Source organism: Pseudomonas sp. A125 (genome assembly GCF_055409485.1).
This window is the reverse complement of sequence record NZ_JBUZVP010000008.1, coordinates 82,963-98,322: the sequence shown is the minus strand read 5'-3', so window position 1 is coordinate 98,322 and position 15,360 is coordinate 82,963. Positions and strand designations below refer to the sequence as shown.

At 62.4% G+C, this 15,360-nt stretch carries 14 protein-coding genes; 10 read left to right on the top strand and 4 right to left on the bottom strand.

Annotated features, from left to right (window positions below; genetic code table 11):
• Positions 1-19 precede the first annotated feature (19 nt).
• From ACZRN6_RS13065 to ACZRN6_RS13045, 5 genes are all read left to right on the top strand, one after another.
• Positions 20-1,345, top strand: coding sequence for an APC family permease (locus ACZRN6_RS13065; protein WP_464008138.1), 1,326 nt, complete (start codon positions 20-22; stop codon positions 1,343-1,345).
• Positions 1,346-1,445: 100 nt separating this feature from the next.
• On the top strand, positions 1,446-1,718 hold the full coding sequence (locus tag ACZRN6_RS13060) for a type B 50S ribosomal protein L31 (RefSeq protein ID WP_322147232.1): 273 nt from the start codon (positions 1,446-1,448) through the stop codon (positions 1,716-1,718).
• A 182-nt stretch (positions 1,719-1,900) separates the two neighbouring features.
• On the top strand, positions 1,901-3,247 hold the full coding sequence (nosR, locus tag ACZRN6_RS13055) for a response regulator c-di-GMP phosphodiesterase, NosR family (protein WP_464008137.1): 1,347 nt from the start codon (positions 1,901-1,903) through the stop codon (positions 3,245-3,247).
• A 48-nt stretch (positions 3,248-3,295) separates the two neighbouring features.
• Positions 3,296-3,706, top strand: coding sequence for an NUDIX hydrolase (locus ACZRN6_RS13050; RefSeq protein WP_464008136.1), 411 nt, complete (start codon positions 3,296-3,298; stop codon positions 3,704-3,706).
• A 22-nt stretch (positions 3,707-3,728) separates the two neighbouring features.
• A complete protein-coding gene (locus ACZRN6_RS13045) occupies positions 3,729-4,016 on the top strand; it encodes a hypothetical protein (protein WP_464008135.1) in 288 nt (95 codons plus the stop codon).
• Here the strand turns inward: ACZRN6_RS13045 and metR are convergent.
• From metR to ACZRN6_RS13030, 3 genes are all read right to left on the bottom strand, one after another.
• Positions 4,000-4,917 (bottom strand): transcriptional regulator MetR, encoded by a 918-nt coding sequence (gene metR / locus ACZRN6_RS13040; protein ID WP_322147227.1) that lies wholly within the window; start codon positions 4,915-4,917, stop codon positions 4,000-4,002. The two genes, ACZRN6_RS13045 and metR, sit on opposite strands and share 17 nt — an antisense overlap.
• Before the next feature lie 109 nt (positions 4,918-5,026).
• A complete protein-coding gene (locus ACZRN6_RS13035; RefSeq protein ID WP_464008134.1) occupies positions 5,027-8,590 on the bottom strand; it encodes a hypothetical protein in 3,564 nt (1,187 codons plus the stop codon).
• A gap of 43 nt (positions 8,591-8,633) precedes the next feature.
• Positions 8,634-10,616, bottom strand: a complete 1,983-nt coding sequence (locus ACZRN6_RS13030; protein ID WP_464008133.1) for a dermonecrotic toxin domain-containing protein — start codon at positions 10,614-10,616, stop codon at positions 8,634-8,636.
• A 204-nt stretch (positions 10,617-10,820) separates the two neighbouring features.
• On the opposite strand from ACZRN6_RS13030, the gene ACZRN6_RS13025 reads away from it, so the two are divergent.
• The 5 genes from ACZRN6_RS13025 (at position 10,821) to ACZRN6_RS13005 (ending at position 14,379) form a co-directional block, all read left to right on the top strand.
• On the top strand, positions 10,821-11,840 hold the full coding sequence (locus ACZRN6_RS13025; RefSeq protein WP_322147225.1) for an alpha/beta fold hydrolase: 1,020 nt from the start codon (positions 10,821-10,823) through the stop codon (positions 11,838-11,840).
• A gap of 62 nt (positions 11,841-11,902) precedes the next feature.
• A complete protein-coding gene (locus ACZRN6_RS13020) occupies positions 11,903-12,556 on the top strand; it encodes a DsbA family oxidoreductase (RefSeq protein WP_464008132.1) in 654 nt (217 codons plus the stop codon).
• A gap of 106 nt (positions 12,557-12,662) precedes the next feature.
• Positions 12,663-13,583 (top strand): arginase family protein, encoded by a 921-nt coding sequence (locus tag ACZRN6_RS13015; protein WP_464008131.1) that lies wholly within the window; start codon positions 12,663-12,665, stop codon positions 13,581-13,583.
• Positions 13,580-13,960 (top strand): DMT family transporter, encoded by a 381-nt coding sequence (locus tag ACZRN6_RS13010; RefSeq protein WP_464008130.1) that lies wholly within the window; start codon positions 13,580-13,582, stop codon positions 13,958-13,960. Before ACZRN6_RS13015 ends, ACZRN6_RS13010 begins: the two co-directional genes overlap by 4 nt.
• Entirely contained in the window at positions 13,957-14,379 is a 423-nt protein-coding gene (locus ACZRN6_RS13005; RefSeq protein WP_464008129.1) for a DMT family transporter, read from the top strand. The genes ACZRN6_RS13010 and ACZRN6_RS13005 overlap by 4 nt, the downstream gene beginning before the upstream one ends.
• Before the next feature lie 174 nt (positions 14,380-14,553).
• Here ACZRN6_RS13005 and ACZRN6_RS13000 read toward each other — a convergent pair whose 3' ends face one another.
• A complete protein-coding gene (locus ACZRN6_RS13000) occupies positions 14,554-15,324 on the bottom strand; it encodes a MipA/OmpV family protein (RefSeq protein ID WP_464008128.1) in 771 nt (256 codons plus the stop codon).
• Positions 15,325-15,360 lie beyond the last annotated feature (36 nt).

The following is a 15,360-nucleotide window of genomic DNA, read 5'->3' as shown; positions in this document are numbered from 1 at the left end:
ATTGCGCGGAGAATCGCTCATGGCTCGTTTGCAACGTACCCTGTCGTTAGGGTCGGTGGTGCTGTTTGGCATCGCCTATATGACACCGATCATTGTCCTCGGTACCTTCGGGATCCTGGCGCAATCCACCGCCGGCATGGTCCCGGCCGCTTACCTGGCCGCCCTGGTGGCGATGTTCTTCACCGCCATGAGCTACGGCCGCATGGCCTCGGCGTTTCCGGTGGCCGGTTCCGCCTACAGCTACGTGCGCAAGGCCATCAGCCCCAAGCTTGGGTTTATCGCCGGTTGGGCGGTGTTGCTCGACTACCTGTTCCTGCCCATGGCCATCTGGCTGATCGGTGCGGCCTACCTGCATTCGGCCTTCCCGGCGGTGCCGCAATGGCTCTGGGTGCTGGCGTTTATCGGGATCACCACGGCGATCAACATCATCGGCCTGAAACTGGCCAACGGGATTAACGCGGTGCTGATGCTGGTGCAGTTTTTGGTACTGATCGCTTTTGTCGCGCTGTGCATCCACTACCTGGGCGGTGACGCCAGCAAGCCACTGTGGACCATTGCCCCGTTCTTCAACGGCCAGATGCAAATGCCGCTGATCATGAGCGGCGCGGCGATCGCCTGTTATTCGTTCCTGGGCTTTGATGCGGTCAGCACCCTGACCGAAGAAACCCGCGACCCACGCCGCACCATCCCCCGGGCGATCATGCTGATCACCCTGATCGGCGGGTTGATCTTCGTCGGTGTGTCGTACTTCGTGCAGATCGCCCATCCATCGTTCGAATTTACCGACGTGGACTCAGCCGCCTACGAGATTGCCCGCAACATTGGCGGCGACCTGTTCGTGTCGATCTTCCTGATCGGCCTGATCGTCGGCCAGTTCGCCTCGGGGCTGTCGGCCCAGGCCAGCGGGTCGCGGTTGCTGTTTGCGATGGGCCGCGACGGGGTGTTGCCCAAGTCGTTCTTCGGCACCTTGCATGCGCGCTTCGGTACGCCGGTGAACAGCATCCTGCTATGCGCGGTGGTCGCCTTGCTGGCACTGAAGCTGGACGTCACCACCTCCACGTCGTTCATCAACTTCGGCGCGTTCCTGGCCTTCAGCCTGGTGAACCTGTCGGTGATCTTCCACTACTGGATCGGTGCCAAGCAGCGCGGGCTGCGGGAACTGGTGCTGTTCCTGGTGTTCCCGAGCATCGGCCTGGTGGCAGACTTGTGGCTGATGGTCAGCCTCGATCACCTGGCGATTTACCTGGGCCTGAGCTGGTTGGCAATTGGCCTGGTGTACCTGGGTTTCCTGACACGGGGCTTCTCCCAACAGCCACCGGAGATGGACTTCCAGGAAGCGGCATAGAAGCCTGGGGTCTATCCTTATTGCAATCGGTTCTCGTTTGGGTGCATTGTGTGTGTTACTGTATAACACTTACTGATCACCCAGACGCCCCGGAGGCCTTATGAAACCTGGTATCCACCCCGACTACCGCACTGTGTTGTTCCACGACACCGCCGCCGATGTGTTCTTCCTGATCGGTTCCACTGTCGACACCGACCGCACGCAAAAACACAGCGACGGCAACACTTACCCCTACGTTCTGCTCGACGTCTCCAGCGCTTCGCACCCGGTGTACACCGGCCAACAGCGCAAGACCCAGTCCGAAGGCCGCATCGCCGGCTTCAACAAGCGGTTTGCGTCGTTCGGTTCGGCCGGCAAACCCGCCGAGGCGTGATGCGCAGCGCTTTGCCTCAGGGCCGCTTCAGTCGATGAAGCGGCCCTTTTTTATGTCCATCTGACGAAGTGACATCATAAGGCCATTACTGCAAGGAAAAGCCGACTAAACTGCTGGGTAATTGCCAGGAGGCTGTTACCTTGACCGTAGGAAGCGCACATCGAGGCCATACGAGGTGCCCCATGGGAGAGTCAGTGACATTCGTAAATGTAGACCGTCCGGTGGTGCTGTTGATTGACACACACGCCGACGTACTGGACCGCCTGACGCAGTTGCTGCGCCTGGAGCCGTTTGAAGTCTGCAGCGCCACCGACGCCGCTCAGGCGCTGGCCATTCTGGCGCAGCAACCCGTCGACCTGGTGATGAGCGCCGCGCGCCTGCCGGACATGGACGGTGCCACCCTGCTGGCGCAGATCCACCACGACTACCCGCACACCGTACGCATTCTGCTGACCGGCGAAACCGACCTGACGTTGATCATCAAGGCGATCAACGAAGGGCAGATCTACCGCTACCTCAGCAAACCCTGGAAGGACGAAGAGCTGCTTCTGGCCTTGCGCCAGTCCCTGGCCCATCAACATTCCGAGCGTGAGCGCCTGCGCCTGGAACAACTGATCCGCCAGCAAAATGACGAACTCAAGCAGCTCAACAGCAACCTGGAAAAACGCGTGGCCTCGCGCACCAGCGAGCTGCAGCAAACCGCCGACATGCTCGACCTGGCCTACGAAGAACTCAAGCACAGCTACGCCACCGGCACCGAGGTGTTTTCGCTGCTGGCCAACCTGCGCCTGCCGCGCAGCAAACAGACCAACCGGCAAATCATCGAACTGGTGCGTACCTGGTGCCACGGCCACGGCCTGGACGAGGCCAGCAACCGCGACCTGACCATGGCGGCGGCGCTCTACAACATCGGCAAGCTGAGTTGGAGCGACAGCATGATGATCGCGCCCGCCGACCTGCTGCACAGCACCGACCGTGAGCGCTATCGGGCGTACCCAACCCAGAGCGAGTCGTTGCTGATGACCCTGGAACCGATGAAAGATGCCGCCCGCTTGATTCGCCACCACCAGGAACGCTGGGACGGCAGCGGCTTTCCCGACCACCTCAAGGGCGATGCGATTCCCCTTGGCTCGCGCCTGTTGAAGCTGGCGGTGGACTTCATCGAACTGCAACGCGGCTTGATCCTTGAGCGGCAGATGAACAGCGATGAAGCGCTGCTTTACATCCGCAAATACGCCGGGCGCCTGTACGACCCGGACATGGTGGAAGACTTCATCCAGGCCTGCGCGGCGTTCCTCAGCGACGTGACGTTGGGCGACCCGACGGTGAAAGTCCTGACCACCCGCGAACTGGCCGAAGGCATGGTGCTGGCGCGCAACCTCAATGCCGACAACGGCATGCTGCTGCTCAATGCCGGCAAGGTGTTGAACCTGCCGCTGGTGGACAAGCTGATTGCTTTCGAGGCGATGGAAGGGGCGAAGTACAGCGTGTTTATCAAGGAGCCGGATGAGGCATTGCTTTCGGGGTAAGGCGGGTTCATGGGATCCTTGCGCTTTTGTTTTCAAGGCGACCTTTGCATGACTTCTATCATTCGTATCGCCGCTGCCCTGCTGATCGGCAGCGACGGCCAGACCCTGCTGGTACGCAAGCGCGGCACCCAGGCGTTCATGCAGCCGGGCGGCAAGATCGACGCCGGCGAGCAACCTGCCGAGGCTTTGGCTCGCGAGCTGCACGAAGAACTGGGGCTGCGGATCGATCCGGCGGCTGCGGTGTACCTGGGCCAGTTCTCGGCCCCGGCGGCCAACGAGCCGGGGTGTGTGGTGCAGGCCGAGTTGTTCCAGGTGCAGATTTACGAGCCGGTGGCACCGGCCGCCGAAATTGAAGAGGTGCGCTGGATCGACCCGGCCGGCGACGGCGATTTGCTGCTCGCGCCCCTGACCCGGGACTTGATCCTGCCGTTCTACCGCGCCTCGCTGATCCCTGCCTGATCTTGTGGCGAGGGCGCTTGCTGTGGCGAGGGAGCTTGCTGTGGTGAGGGAGCTTGCTGTGGTGAGGGAGCTTGCTGTGGTGAGGGAGCTTGCTGTGGTGAGGGAGCTTGCTGTGGCGAGGGAGCTTGCTGTGGCGAGGGAGCTTGCTGTGGTGAGGGAGCTTGCTGTGGCGAGGGAGCTTGCTGTGGCGAGGGAGCTTGCTCCCGCTGGGGCGCGAAGCGGCCCCGAGATTTTTGGGTCTGCTGCGCAGCCCAGCGGGAGCAAGCTCCCTCGCCACAGGTCTCCGCTATTTATCAGCGCACCGCGCTGACGCCGTCCAGGGTCGAAAACGAAGTGTCCTTGGCCGTCAGCAAAAAGTCGCGCATGTACGGTGCGTCCAGCATGTCGGCGCGAATCCCGGCGTACAGCGTGGCAAACAGGCCTTTCTCCCCCAGCCGCTTGGCCTTCACATAACCCCGGGAGCTGTATTCATGCAGCGCCCAGTGGGGCATGCCGCACACGCCACGGCCGCTGGCCACCAACTGCATCATCATCACTGTCAGTTCCGAGGTGCGTACCTGGGCCGGTTCCACGTCGGCCGGCTCCAAAAAGCGCGTGAAGATGTCCAGGCGATCCCGTTCCACCGGGTAAGTGATCAAGGTTTCGCTGACCAGGTCCTCGGGCACGATGTACGGCTTGTTCGCCAGCGGATGCTGGTTGGCCACGGCGAGCATCGCCTCGTAGGTGAACAACGGCACATAGGTGATGCCCGGCAGCTCCAGCGGGTCGGAGGTCACCACCAAGTCCAGGTCGCCACGGGCGAGGGCCGGCAGCGGCGCGAAGGCGAAGCCGGAGGCCAGGTCCAGTTCGACTTCGGGCCAGGCGTCGCGGAACTGGTCGATGGTGGGCATCAGCCACTGAAAGCAACTGTGGCATTCGATGGCCATGTGCAAACGCCCGGCGGTGCCGCCGGCCAGGCGCGCGATGTCACGTTCGGCGCCGCGCAGCAAGGGCAGGGTGGCGTCCGCCAGTTGCAGCAGGCGCAGGCCGGCGCTGGTAAAGCGCAACGGCTTGGTCTTGCGCACAAACAACTGCATCCCTAAGCGTTCTTCCAGCTCCTTGAACTGGTGGGACAGCGCCGATTGGGTCAGGTGCAAGCGTTCAGCGGCTTCTACCAGGCTGTCGGCTTCGCGCAAGGCGTGCAGGGTCTTGAGGTGGCGGATTTCGAGCACGGGCTCTCCATGAATATAACTTGTGACAAATTAGAATCGGATGAGTTTGTCTCATGTTTGCATGGCTGTCGACCGCGTCGCCGAGGTGGGCGGCGCGGGTAACGCAGGTTTATAGGCTGGCGAAGTGCTTCAGGAACAGCGCACGACTGATATCTCCACGCCAAATGGGCGTGTGGGTTGTTTGTTGCTTCTGCCATTCCAGGCCCAGGTTATGTTGCTCCGGCAGTTTCAAATGAGCTTTGACAACGGCGTCGAAGGGCGTTGTTGCCGAGTCGTAATGTGCATGGACGTACCACAGCACGGGTTCATTGGGTTTACTGAGGTCGTGCACGGCGTACTCCTGTAGAAAGTCGCTGCGGCCGCCCTGGCGTCTGCCATTGGCGATGCGTTCACCTATTTTGCTCAGGCGTACACAGGGCTTTGGGTCTTTCGGATCAGGCGTGAGCAGGTAATCGAGGTACCCACTGGTCGGGGTCTTGCTGATCATCGACTGCTCAATACGCAACTTGCGTCCAGTAACGGTCAGCTCATCCGCCTTGCTGCGTAGCAGTTCAATGATGGGCTCGTCGGGTGCCACGCGGTGAATCCGGTTGGCGCGCACCGTCAGCTCGCCGGCCTCTCTGATCAGCAGGTGCTCCAGATTCACAGGTGCCATGTTCTGGCTGGCATATCGTCGGGCATTGGTTTGGTGACTCTCCACGTCATTGAGCCTGGACTGGGCTTCCTGGACCAGGGTGTTGCGTGAAACGCTGCTGTCGGGGACCGGCGGGGGCTGGGTGGGGGTGGCAAGGCGAGCGCGATCGCTTTGGGGGTCAAGGTGCCAGGTTTCGACTTGGCCCGTAGACGTTTCGATGATGAATTGACGGGCGTGGGTTTGCGGGTGAGCTGTTTCGGTACCGACCATCAATTGATTGTCTTCGGTTGTAAATACCTGAAAGGTGGCGTTTTGCGGCCGGGCTGGAGTGAGGCCCAGGTCCTGACGGCCGAGGTCGACCATTTCGTCCAGGTCGTCGAGCAGTCTGCCCAGGTTCGGTTGATCGAAGTGCTGCGGGTAACCCAGGTTCCAGGCTTTCAGGTCAAGGCTGAATCTCTGGTATTCCAGGATGCAGGCTTCCAGAATGATGGCGCGCTGGGAGCGCGTGGCCGAGGATTGGCCCAGGGTGTAGTGGATCTGAAGGGCCCGCGTGATATCGAGATGGCGCCGGAATACCTGTTGGTGCAGGTAGAACCACGACAGGTCGTTGATAGCGTCGTAGCGGTAAAAGGTCTCGAGGCTGAAACTGAACTTGAGATAGCGGCGATACTCGGCGCCGAATTGGTTATTCAGGTCAGCGAGGTCCTTGCTCAGGTCCGCGAATTCCTTTCGGTTGACTTCCAGCCGCTCGGGATTGGTTTCGGTGTACTGGAAGTCTCGCTCGTTCCTGATTTTATGATGCCAGGCATTGGCCGCTTTGGCGTATTGGTCCAGGTCTTCGAGTGTCTTGCGGACCTCCACACTGACAGTTTTTCGTTGATTCAGAAGGTTGATCGCGCTGCCGGCGTCGATATGGTCGAGCGCCAATGCGCTGAATTGCGCCACCAGCGCCTGTAAGTCGAGCCTTGCTTTCCTGCTGAGTTCGATAGTGTTTCTGGCAATAATCGCGGCGTTGGCCTGGCGTATGCCGCGCAGGGCGTTGATGCGATCCCGGCCAACCGGTTGAGGCAGTTGTTGCAGTACATGATCGTGGCGGATGGCCAAATCATTCGTTGCACGCAAGGCCTGTCGCAGATCATCCCAGGCGAGCGTTTTGCCTTCGGGGGCCGCGTTCATGTAGCGCACCCCCAGTCGCCGCGCCCTTTGGATATGGTTGCTCACTTGGCTGCCCAGGGCCATGGATTCGTCTTGCAGGCGCAGTTGCTGGCGCAGGGCACGATCGGTCCACCAAACGGGCAAGCGTTCACGAATTGCATGCGGCCAGAGTGGGTCAAGCCGCTCGGCCATATGCCCAAGCACACCACCGCCACCGACCAGCCCGCCGTTGAATGCAACGCCGTACACGCCGAAGTGGGTGTCCCATTCGCCGTTTTCATCAAGGGTGATGGGCTGCTTGTAGGTTTTGCTGGGGGTGCCGCTCAGGCGCCAGCCCGGCGGGTCACCCGCGAGTTCGACCTGGTGGATGCGCCCGCGCCGCACGATGAAGTCGCCAGTGGCATGGCGGTACACCTGACGATAAAGGCCGTGGGCGTGAGGTTGCATTTCGGCCAGGGACACCAGCCCTTCGTATTCGTAACCGGCGAAGCGCTGGGCGGCACGGCGGGACTGGCTGATGCTCGACACTTGCAGGCCAGCGGCGCTGCTGCCCAGGCTGCGCAATTGCCGCTGGCGCGTGATTCCCCGGGCGCTAACAGGCAAAGCGATGCTGCCGGGCAAAACGTCCATCGCGCAGTCGATCAGCGCTAACAAGACGCCTTCCACTTCCGCCAGGCCGTGGCCAACATCGCCGCGCAAGAAATTTGCCACGGCCAGGTTGGCGCTGGTCCAGGCGTCGTACAGGGCAATCACCGAGCCTGCGAATGGCACCAACCCCAACGCGATTTTCAGATAGTTGAACACCAGCCCGGCGCGCAAGGCGTTCTGTTCCAGCAGCAGCGCGGCATTGGAGCGCGAAGTGGCGCGGTGGGCTTCGATCAACCGACCCATTCTGGCGTTGAGCAAATGGCCGGCCAGTGAGGTGGTGACGGGCCAGCGGGGGCCGACGGCGAACATCCCGTCGAAGTTTTTCAGTTGGGCCTGGGCGAGGCGTGCGAGGTGGGCCTGGGTATCACCCTTGATGGCCAGGCCGGCGAAATATGCACTCATGCCGCTGCCCAGGCTCAGGTCGTAAAGCGCCTTGCGCGCGAGGTCCAGGCTGGCATAGCGGCGTACGTGGCGGCCGTCCGGAATGTCGGGCAGGTACAGCAGTGTCACGCCTGACTGTTGCTCTTGAATAAACGTGACACCCGCCAGGGTGGTCGGCCCGTGGTCGGTGTCTTTGCCGCCGGCACTCAAGTGGGCCGGCAACAGCACAATGCGTTTGCCTTCCACCTGCCAGGCGGCGGTGTCGGTGGCGTCAATGGCGATGTTCAATATCTGCAGTTCGGTGTCGTTGAGCAGGCCCTGGGCCCGGGCGAGTTTGCCGTGCAGGGCGAGCATCAGGCGTAGGGGCTCGGTGAGGCATTCGCGCCGATATTGGGTGGCAAAGGGCGGGTCTGTCGGGGCGCCGAGGAAGGTGTGGGTGATCAATTGTTCGTAGGCGCCCGCCAGGTCCAGCTCCTTGACCAGCACCTTGAGGTAATCGAGGGTCAGGCCTTTGGTCAGCCGGTCGACTTCGATTGCGCTCGGGCCAGTGGCGTTGACCTTCATGTAGCTCAAGCGCTGGGCCAGAGGCTGGTCGATGTTCTGTTGCGCCAGTTGCAGCAGGGAAAGCGTGCCGCGGCCTTGGCTGGCGACCGTCACGTATTTGAACGGAGTGCCGGGGCCGGCATACGCAGACAGGTATTCGCGTTCCTGGCTCACCGAGTCAGGCAGGTCCAATTGCACCTCAAACGGCTGTTCAAGCATGAGGTCTTCGCGCAGGCGCGCGTCCAGGCGGCGCTGGCTGAAGTCTTGGAAAGGTTCCAGGTCGCGCTGCAGCAACTGCTCGGCCTGCTGCATGGCCTTGATCTGGGACAGCAGCAGGGCCTTGAGCGCTCCTCGCTCATCTTCGGAAAGTTGGCTCAGTGTCGTCGGTAGCGCGCTGGCCAGCTTGCTGCTGCAACAGTTGCCCGTACGCCAGTTCCCGGGCCGGGTGATGGTGGGCTTGCACCTCGAACAGGGTTTGCGCGTGGAGCTTGCCCATGGCTTCGGCCAGCTCTGTGGCGAAGGCGGGGGCCGGGTAGCGTTTGATCAACCCTACGGCCTGCTGTTCACTGGCATACAGCTGCTGTTGCAGCGAGTACTCGAAGGGGTTGCCGGTCAGGACGGACCATTGCAGGGTTACGCCAAGATCTTCGGCCGACAGCTTGAGCAACGCCTGTTCCAGGGCTTGGCGTGATGCAAAACGCTGCAGGCCGCCACTGACGCCGGGCCAGTACAGCAACAGGCTGTGGGGGGCCGCGGAGGTCAGCGCGGGGGTCTGGGTGAACAGCAGCAGGCCGTGCAGTTCTTCATCGGCCTGGGTGGTGTCGCTGCTGGTCAGGATCAAGCGGGCAACCGCGACATCGGCACGGTTTGCAGGGGTGTCGGGGTGGTCGAGTACCGCCTGAAGCATGTGCTGTTCATCGGCACTGATCTGTTTGAGTGCTTGCTGCAAGGCCGCTTCGGCGCGCAGCGCGGCGAGCCGTGCGTGGTACAGCACGTCGTAGTCAGCGTTGGGTTTATGCCGCAGTTCAAGCCACTGCAAGGCGCCTCTTTTGTCGAGCAGGGCGCTGGCGGCGGTGTTGGCCGCCTGCTCTGCATCGTCCAGCGCCTGCATCAAGGGTTTCAATGAGGCCAGGCGAGCCGACCATTGTTGATCGTCACCCAAAAACGCTTCAAGGGCGCTTCGTTGCTGTTTGACCGTGGCCAGACGCTCGCTCAGGGCAATGTCGGCGCTCAGTTGGCCGAACAGTGCCGGCTGATCGTCATCGTCTGGCCCGGCTGCCAGGTCCGGGCCGGGCGGCGCCGCGAGCAGTGGGTTTTCGCGGCGCTGGCGGTCCAGCTGGTCGGCATCGTCCAGGGCATGGCCGGCATAACGGCCCAGGTCGCTGCCGTTGCGATGGCGGTTGCGCAGGCTTTCCAGTTGGGCGGTGTGCAGGTGGGAGAGCAGGTCCTGTACGCCGTGTTCCAGCGCACCGTTGCGCGGGCTGTAATCGAAGGTGACGGCGCTCGGTGCAACATCGGGCGGTATCAACTGCTGGGCCAGGGCGGTCAACCAGTCTTCCATCTCGCTGCGCTGGCTGAACTGCACCAGGGTCGGCTTTCGGCAGGGCAGGTACAGGGTTTGCGTCAGCAGCGGTTTACCCGCCTCGGTAATCAACCAGGCGCCCGGCAGTTTGACTTTGCTCGCACCGGGCAGCACCAGCGCCAGTTGCCAGGTCTCGATAGCCGGTGCGCCGTTGGGCGGGGACATGAGATTGAGGATGGGTTGCAACGGCTTGAGTTGCGCGGCGCTCAGGTTCCCTGTGGCCAACGCCAGTTGGCTGCATGCTTCGAAGTGCTGGCGGTACAGTTGTGCGGCGCGATCAGCCCGGGACAACGGCGTGCCGGGAGCTCGGCTGCTCCAATACTGGTTCCAGTGTTCGGTGAGCAATTGGGCCAGGTTCAGCGCCTTGAGGTGCTGCAGCAGTTGCACCGGCGTCAGGCTCGACAGCCGGTGCAGCGCCAGCCCGACGACTGTGCTTTGGGCGTTCAGCGTGGCCGGGATATCCGGGAACTGGCAGATAAACGCCCAGGCATCGGCCAGGCTCACGGCGTGTTCATCCTGATGTTCGGTCTTGAGAAAACCCAGGCCGGCGGGGGCGCTGCCCAACTGCAATTGTTCCTTGAGCAGGTGCTCGATCGAATCGCGCACGCCAGGTGCCTGGGCGACCAGCGCGTGCAGTTCCTCGCGGCTGTCGCGCCAGCGGGCGGCGGCTTCCTGGTACAGGCTGTGGTCTTGGCGACGCAGCAGGCGCAACATCGCGGTGGAGGCTAACGGGGGTGAAAAAGTGAAGTCACTCATGATGGTGTTCGCTGTAGCCCTGATGAGACCGGTCGTGCCGGCAATGGCTCATTAAAAGGGCGCGCCCCGGGCTTGCGGTGATAGATAGATATCGGGATGACCATTGGGCGCCCTTCACGAAATTGTCACGTAACTGTGGCAGCGCGCTTGAACAAACTTCATCAGACTCGCGCTCTACTGGGGTTCTGCGTTTCGGTGTTTTTCATGCGTGTGTTGGTTTTGATGGCCGCTCTATTGTTCGGCCTGCCGTCCTTTGCGGCGTCTCGATGTGATGTGAATGTCCCGACTGAGCGGGTGGACCTGGACCAGGTAAGCCTGGCGTACCAGAGCATTGGTCGCGCCTCCGACCCGGCGTTGCTGCTGGTGATGGGCCTGGGCGGCCAGTTGATTCACTGGCCGGACGAGGTGGTGGTGGCCCTGTGTGAGCAAGGTTTTCGGGTAATCCGCTATGACAATCGCGACGTTGGCCTGTCGACCTGGCGCCAGGCGCCCGCCAGCGCCAACCTGACCTTTGAGGTGCTGCGCTACAAGCTCGGCCTGCCGGTGGCGGCGCCCTACACCCTGACCGATATGGCCGACGACGCACTGGGCCTGATGGACGGGTTGCACATCCAGCAATTCCACGTGCTGGGGGCGAGCATGGGCGGGATGATCGCCCAGCATTTGGCGGCGATGGCGCCCCAGCGGGTGGAAAGCCTGACCCTGATCATGACCAGCTCCGGTGCCGAAGGCCTGCCGGCGCCGAGCGCAGCACTGGTGCAATTGCTGTCACGGCGCAGCGCACCCAATCGTGAAGTGGCCCTGGAACAACAGGCCGACCTGCTGGCGGCGCTGGGCAGCCCCTACGTGAAGGATGATCGCCAGGTGCTGTTGCAGCAGGCGGCGCAGTCCTACGACCGGGCGTTCAACCCCGACGGCGTGAAGCGCCAGATCATGGCGATCCTCGCTGAACCGAGCCGGGTGCCGCTGCTCAACCAACTGCGCGTACCGACCCTGGTGGTGCACGGCACCGCCGATCCGCTGTTGCCGGTGATGCACGGCGTGCACCTGGCAGCGCATATCCAGGGCAGCCAGTTGCGGCTGATCCCAGGCCTGGCCCATCGTTTCCAGGAGGCGTTCAAGGCGCCGTTGCTGGCGGCGGTGCTGCCCTATTTGCAAGAGCACCGCCAGGATGCAGCCCATTGGGCACAGATCGACCCGGTGGGGCCGGCGAAGGTTTTGTAAGGGCTTGGCGGGGTGTATCGTGGGACCTTTCTAGCGTTTAATGCCTGCGAGGTTGCCTAGTCATGAGTACTCCCCTGAAAATCGATTTCGTCAGCGATGTATCCTGCCCCTGGTGCATCATCGGCCTGCGTGGCCTGACCGAAGCCCTGGACCAACTGGGCGCGCAGGTGCAGGCCGAGATTCATTTCCAGCCCTTTGAGCTGAACCCGAAGATGGCCCCTGAAGGCCAGAACATCACCGAGCACGTCAGCGAAAAATACGGCTCCACCGCCGAACAATCCCAGGCCAACCGTGCGCGGATTCGCGACATGGGTGCCGAACTCGGGTTTGCCTTCCGCACCGACGGCCAGAGCCGCATCTATAACACCTTTGACGCGCACCGGCTGTTGCATTGGGCCGGGCTTGAGGGCTTGCAATACAACCTCAAGGAAGCGCTGTTCAAGGCCTACTTCACCGACCAGCAAAACCCCTCGGATCACGCCACCCTGGCGGCGATTGCCGAAGGTGTGGGCCTGGACCGCCAGCGCGCGGAAGAAATCCTGGCTTCCACTGAATACGCAGCCCAGGTGCGTGAGCAGGAGCAGGTGTGGGTGTCTCGCGGTGTGACTTCGGTGCCGACCATCGTGTTCAACGACCAGTACGCAGTCAGCGGCGGGCAACCGGCAGAAGCCTTCGTCGGAGCGATCCGGCAGATCATCGCCGAGGCCAAGGGTTAAGCGCTGGCCCGTCCCTTGCATTCACCCCCTAAAGCCCATTCGGCCGGTGTTCATGCGTGATGAACCCGGTGTCTGGATGGGCGCTGCCAGGAGGTGAAACATTTCCTTGAACATTCTTGACCTCGATCACAGCCTCACCGGCCAGGCACCGATTGCCCAACGTCTTGCCAGCGGCCAGGCCACGCGCCTGGACCTGCTCGACCTCGGCCCGAAGCTGCGCCTGTGGTCTACCGAAAAAACCTATAGGCGCTTTGCTGAACGCCTGGCCCGGCGGCCCCGGCCCACCGGCGCCCGGCCCGAAATCCTGTTCGTCGGCTCCGGCGACTATCACCACCTGACCCCGGCGTTCCTGGCCGACCTGAAAGAACCCATCAGCCTGATCCACTTCGACAACCACCCCGACTGGGTGCGTTTTGCGCCGCGCCGCCACTGTGGCTCGTGGGTCAATCGGGCGCTGAAAATGCCGGCGATCAAACGCATCGTCACCCTCGGCCCGTGCAGCGATGACCTGCACAACCCGCAGTTACGGGGTGGCAACCTTGGCGCCCTGAAACGTGGGGATTTGCAGCTGTTTCCCTGGCAGCACGCGCCGTCGAAAGTCTGGGGCCGGGTGGGCGATGGCGCCGGTCACCACCAGCAGGAAAACCACCTGCACTGGCAAAACCTGGCCGAACTGGACTGGAGCGTGTTCCTCGCGCAGATGATCGCCAGCCTGCCCACCGAAGCGATCTGGATCACCATCGACAAAGACGTGCTCGCCAGCGAAGACGCGGCCACCAACTGGGACCAGGGCGGCATGCGCCTGACCCACCTGCTGCAAGCCCTGCGAGCGCTGGCTGCGAGTAAGCGCATCATTGGCATTGATGTGTGTGGCGAGTTCGCGACGCCGGCGTTCAGTAACGCGTTCAAGCGCTGGGAAGCCAAGTCCGACCAACCGCCGGCCGAGCGCTGGAGTGAAGAGGACTTGCTGCGCAACGCCGCGACCAACGAGGCGTTGATCAATCTGTTTGAGGAGCTGTTTCCGTGACCCTGACTGTGGTGTTGCTGGTGGCCTTTTCCATCGTGCTCGATGTGGTTGGCCAGTTGTGTTTCAAGATCGGCCTGGACCGGTTGCCGGAACTGGAGGGCGGGTTTCGCCTGAATGCATTCTGGGGCCAGGTGTTCAATGCGCCGCTGTTGTGGGCCGGGATCGGCGCCTACGCGATCGAGTTTTTCGTATGGCTGGAGGCATTGTCCCGAGCGCCCTTGAGCCTGTTGTTTCCGTCAGCGGCGCTGGCGTATTGCGGCGTGGTGCTGGCAGGTAAGGTGGTACTCGGTGAAACCGTCAGCCGCCGCCGCTGGATCGGCACGATGGTTATCACTGCCGGCGTGATGCTGGTGGCTATTGCAGGAACTCAAGCATGAACTCAGAGAATATTGCCGTGACGCCCGAACGGCCGGCCGGCTGGCTGCACGGGCGCCTGGGCACCGTGGTGTTGTGGGCGTTGCTGATCGGCACCGAAAGCGCCGGGCAATTGTTTACCAAGGTGGCCGGCGACCAATTGGGGCAGATGGATTTTACCCTGCAATGGCTGGCAGACGTGGCGCGCAACCCGGGGATCCTGGCGGCGATTGCCAGCTATATCGGCGCGTTTTTCGTGTGGATGCTGATACTGCGGCGCAGCAGTTTGTCGCTGGCCTTTCCGCTGAGTTCACTGGTATTTGTGGTGGTGCTGCTGGGCTCCTGGCTGGGCCTGGGGGAGCACGTCAGCGTGCTGCACTGGGTGGGCGTGGCGGTGATTATCGGCGGGATAGCGTTGCTGGCTGAAGGCGAAGAGAACTGAATTGATCGTTCCCGCGCACAGCGTGGGAACGTTCGTCATTACGTGCGGTGTGCCACCCAAAAGCCCAGCCCGTGTGACACCGCAATATCCTTCACGCACGCCTCACGCTGCTGTGGGGCAATCGGCACGTGCGGGTTGCCGCCAAAATGCTCGTAGTAACAAACGGTGTATCGGCTACTCGAACTTGTAGCTGATGGCCGTCTGCACCTGGCCCTGATTCACGTCCCCGGTTTCCTTGACGATGCTGCTGTTGGAGGCCGAGCCCACCAGGTGGACCCAACTGGCGCTGGTCAGCAGCGACCAGTTGTGCGCCAGGGGGAATTCGAAGCTCTGGGTCAGCGTCAGGTTCTGGAAACCGCCGCTGGCGTTGTACGGGCGAATGCCGGAGGAGGCGGATTCGTTGGCGTCGACGCCAAAATAGGTTTGGGTCTGGCGTGCGTCGGCAAAGTGCGCCATCAGGCCGCTGCTGCCGATGATACCGCCGCCCAGCGGGTAGCCCAGCTCGCCGCCGAGTTTGCCCAGCACGCCACTTTGGTCACGACCACCGCCTACGGCCTGGCCCATCTGGGCGTAGATGCGCCAGAAGTCTGCGGGCGCGTACTGGATGAAACCACCCACCTCGGCCATGTCCGAGACATTGCGCAAGCCCTGCAGCGAACCGTTGGAGGTGCGCCCCTGCAGGTAATTGATGTAGGGCCCGGCGGTAATGCCGTGGGTATTGAGGGCGCTCCAGGTCAAGCCGTCGTCGGTGCCCAGGCTGACGCTTCCCCAATCCAGGTCGGAATAGGGGATGGGCCGCGTTTCGTAGCGGCTGGCGGTAGGGTCGTGGGGCTGATAGCTGATACCGGCGCCCACCTCACCCGTGATGCCGTCGGCCAGGACGTCGCCACAAACACCCCACAGCCCCAGTAAACCGGCGAATACAGCAGAAGTAACCCTGAACATGGAGCGTTTCCTTATCTGAACATGCGCGCATGAACG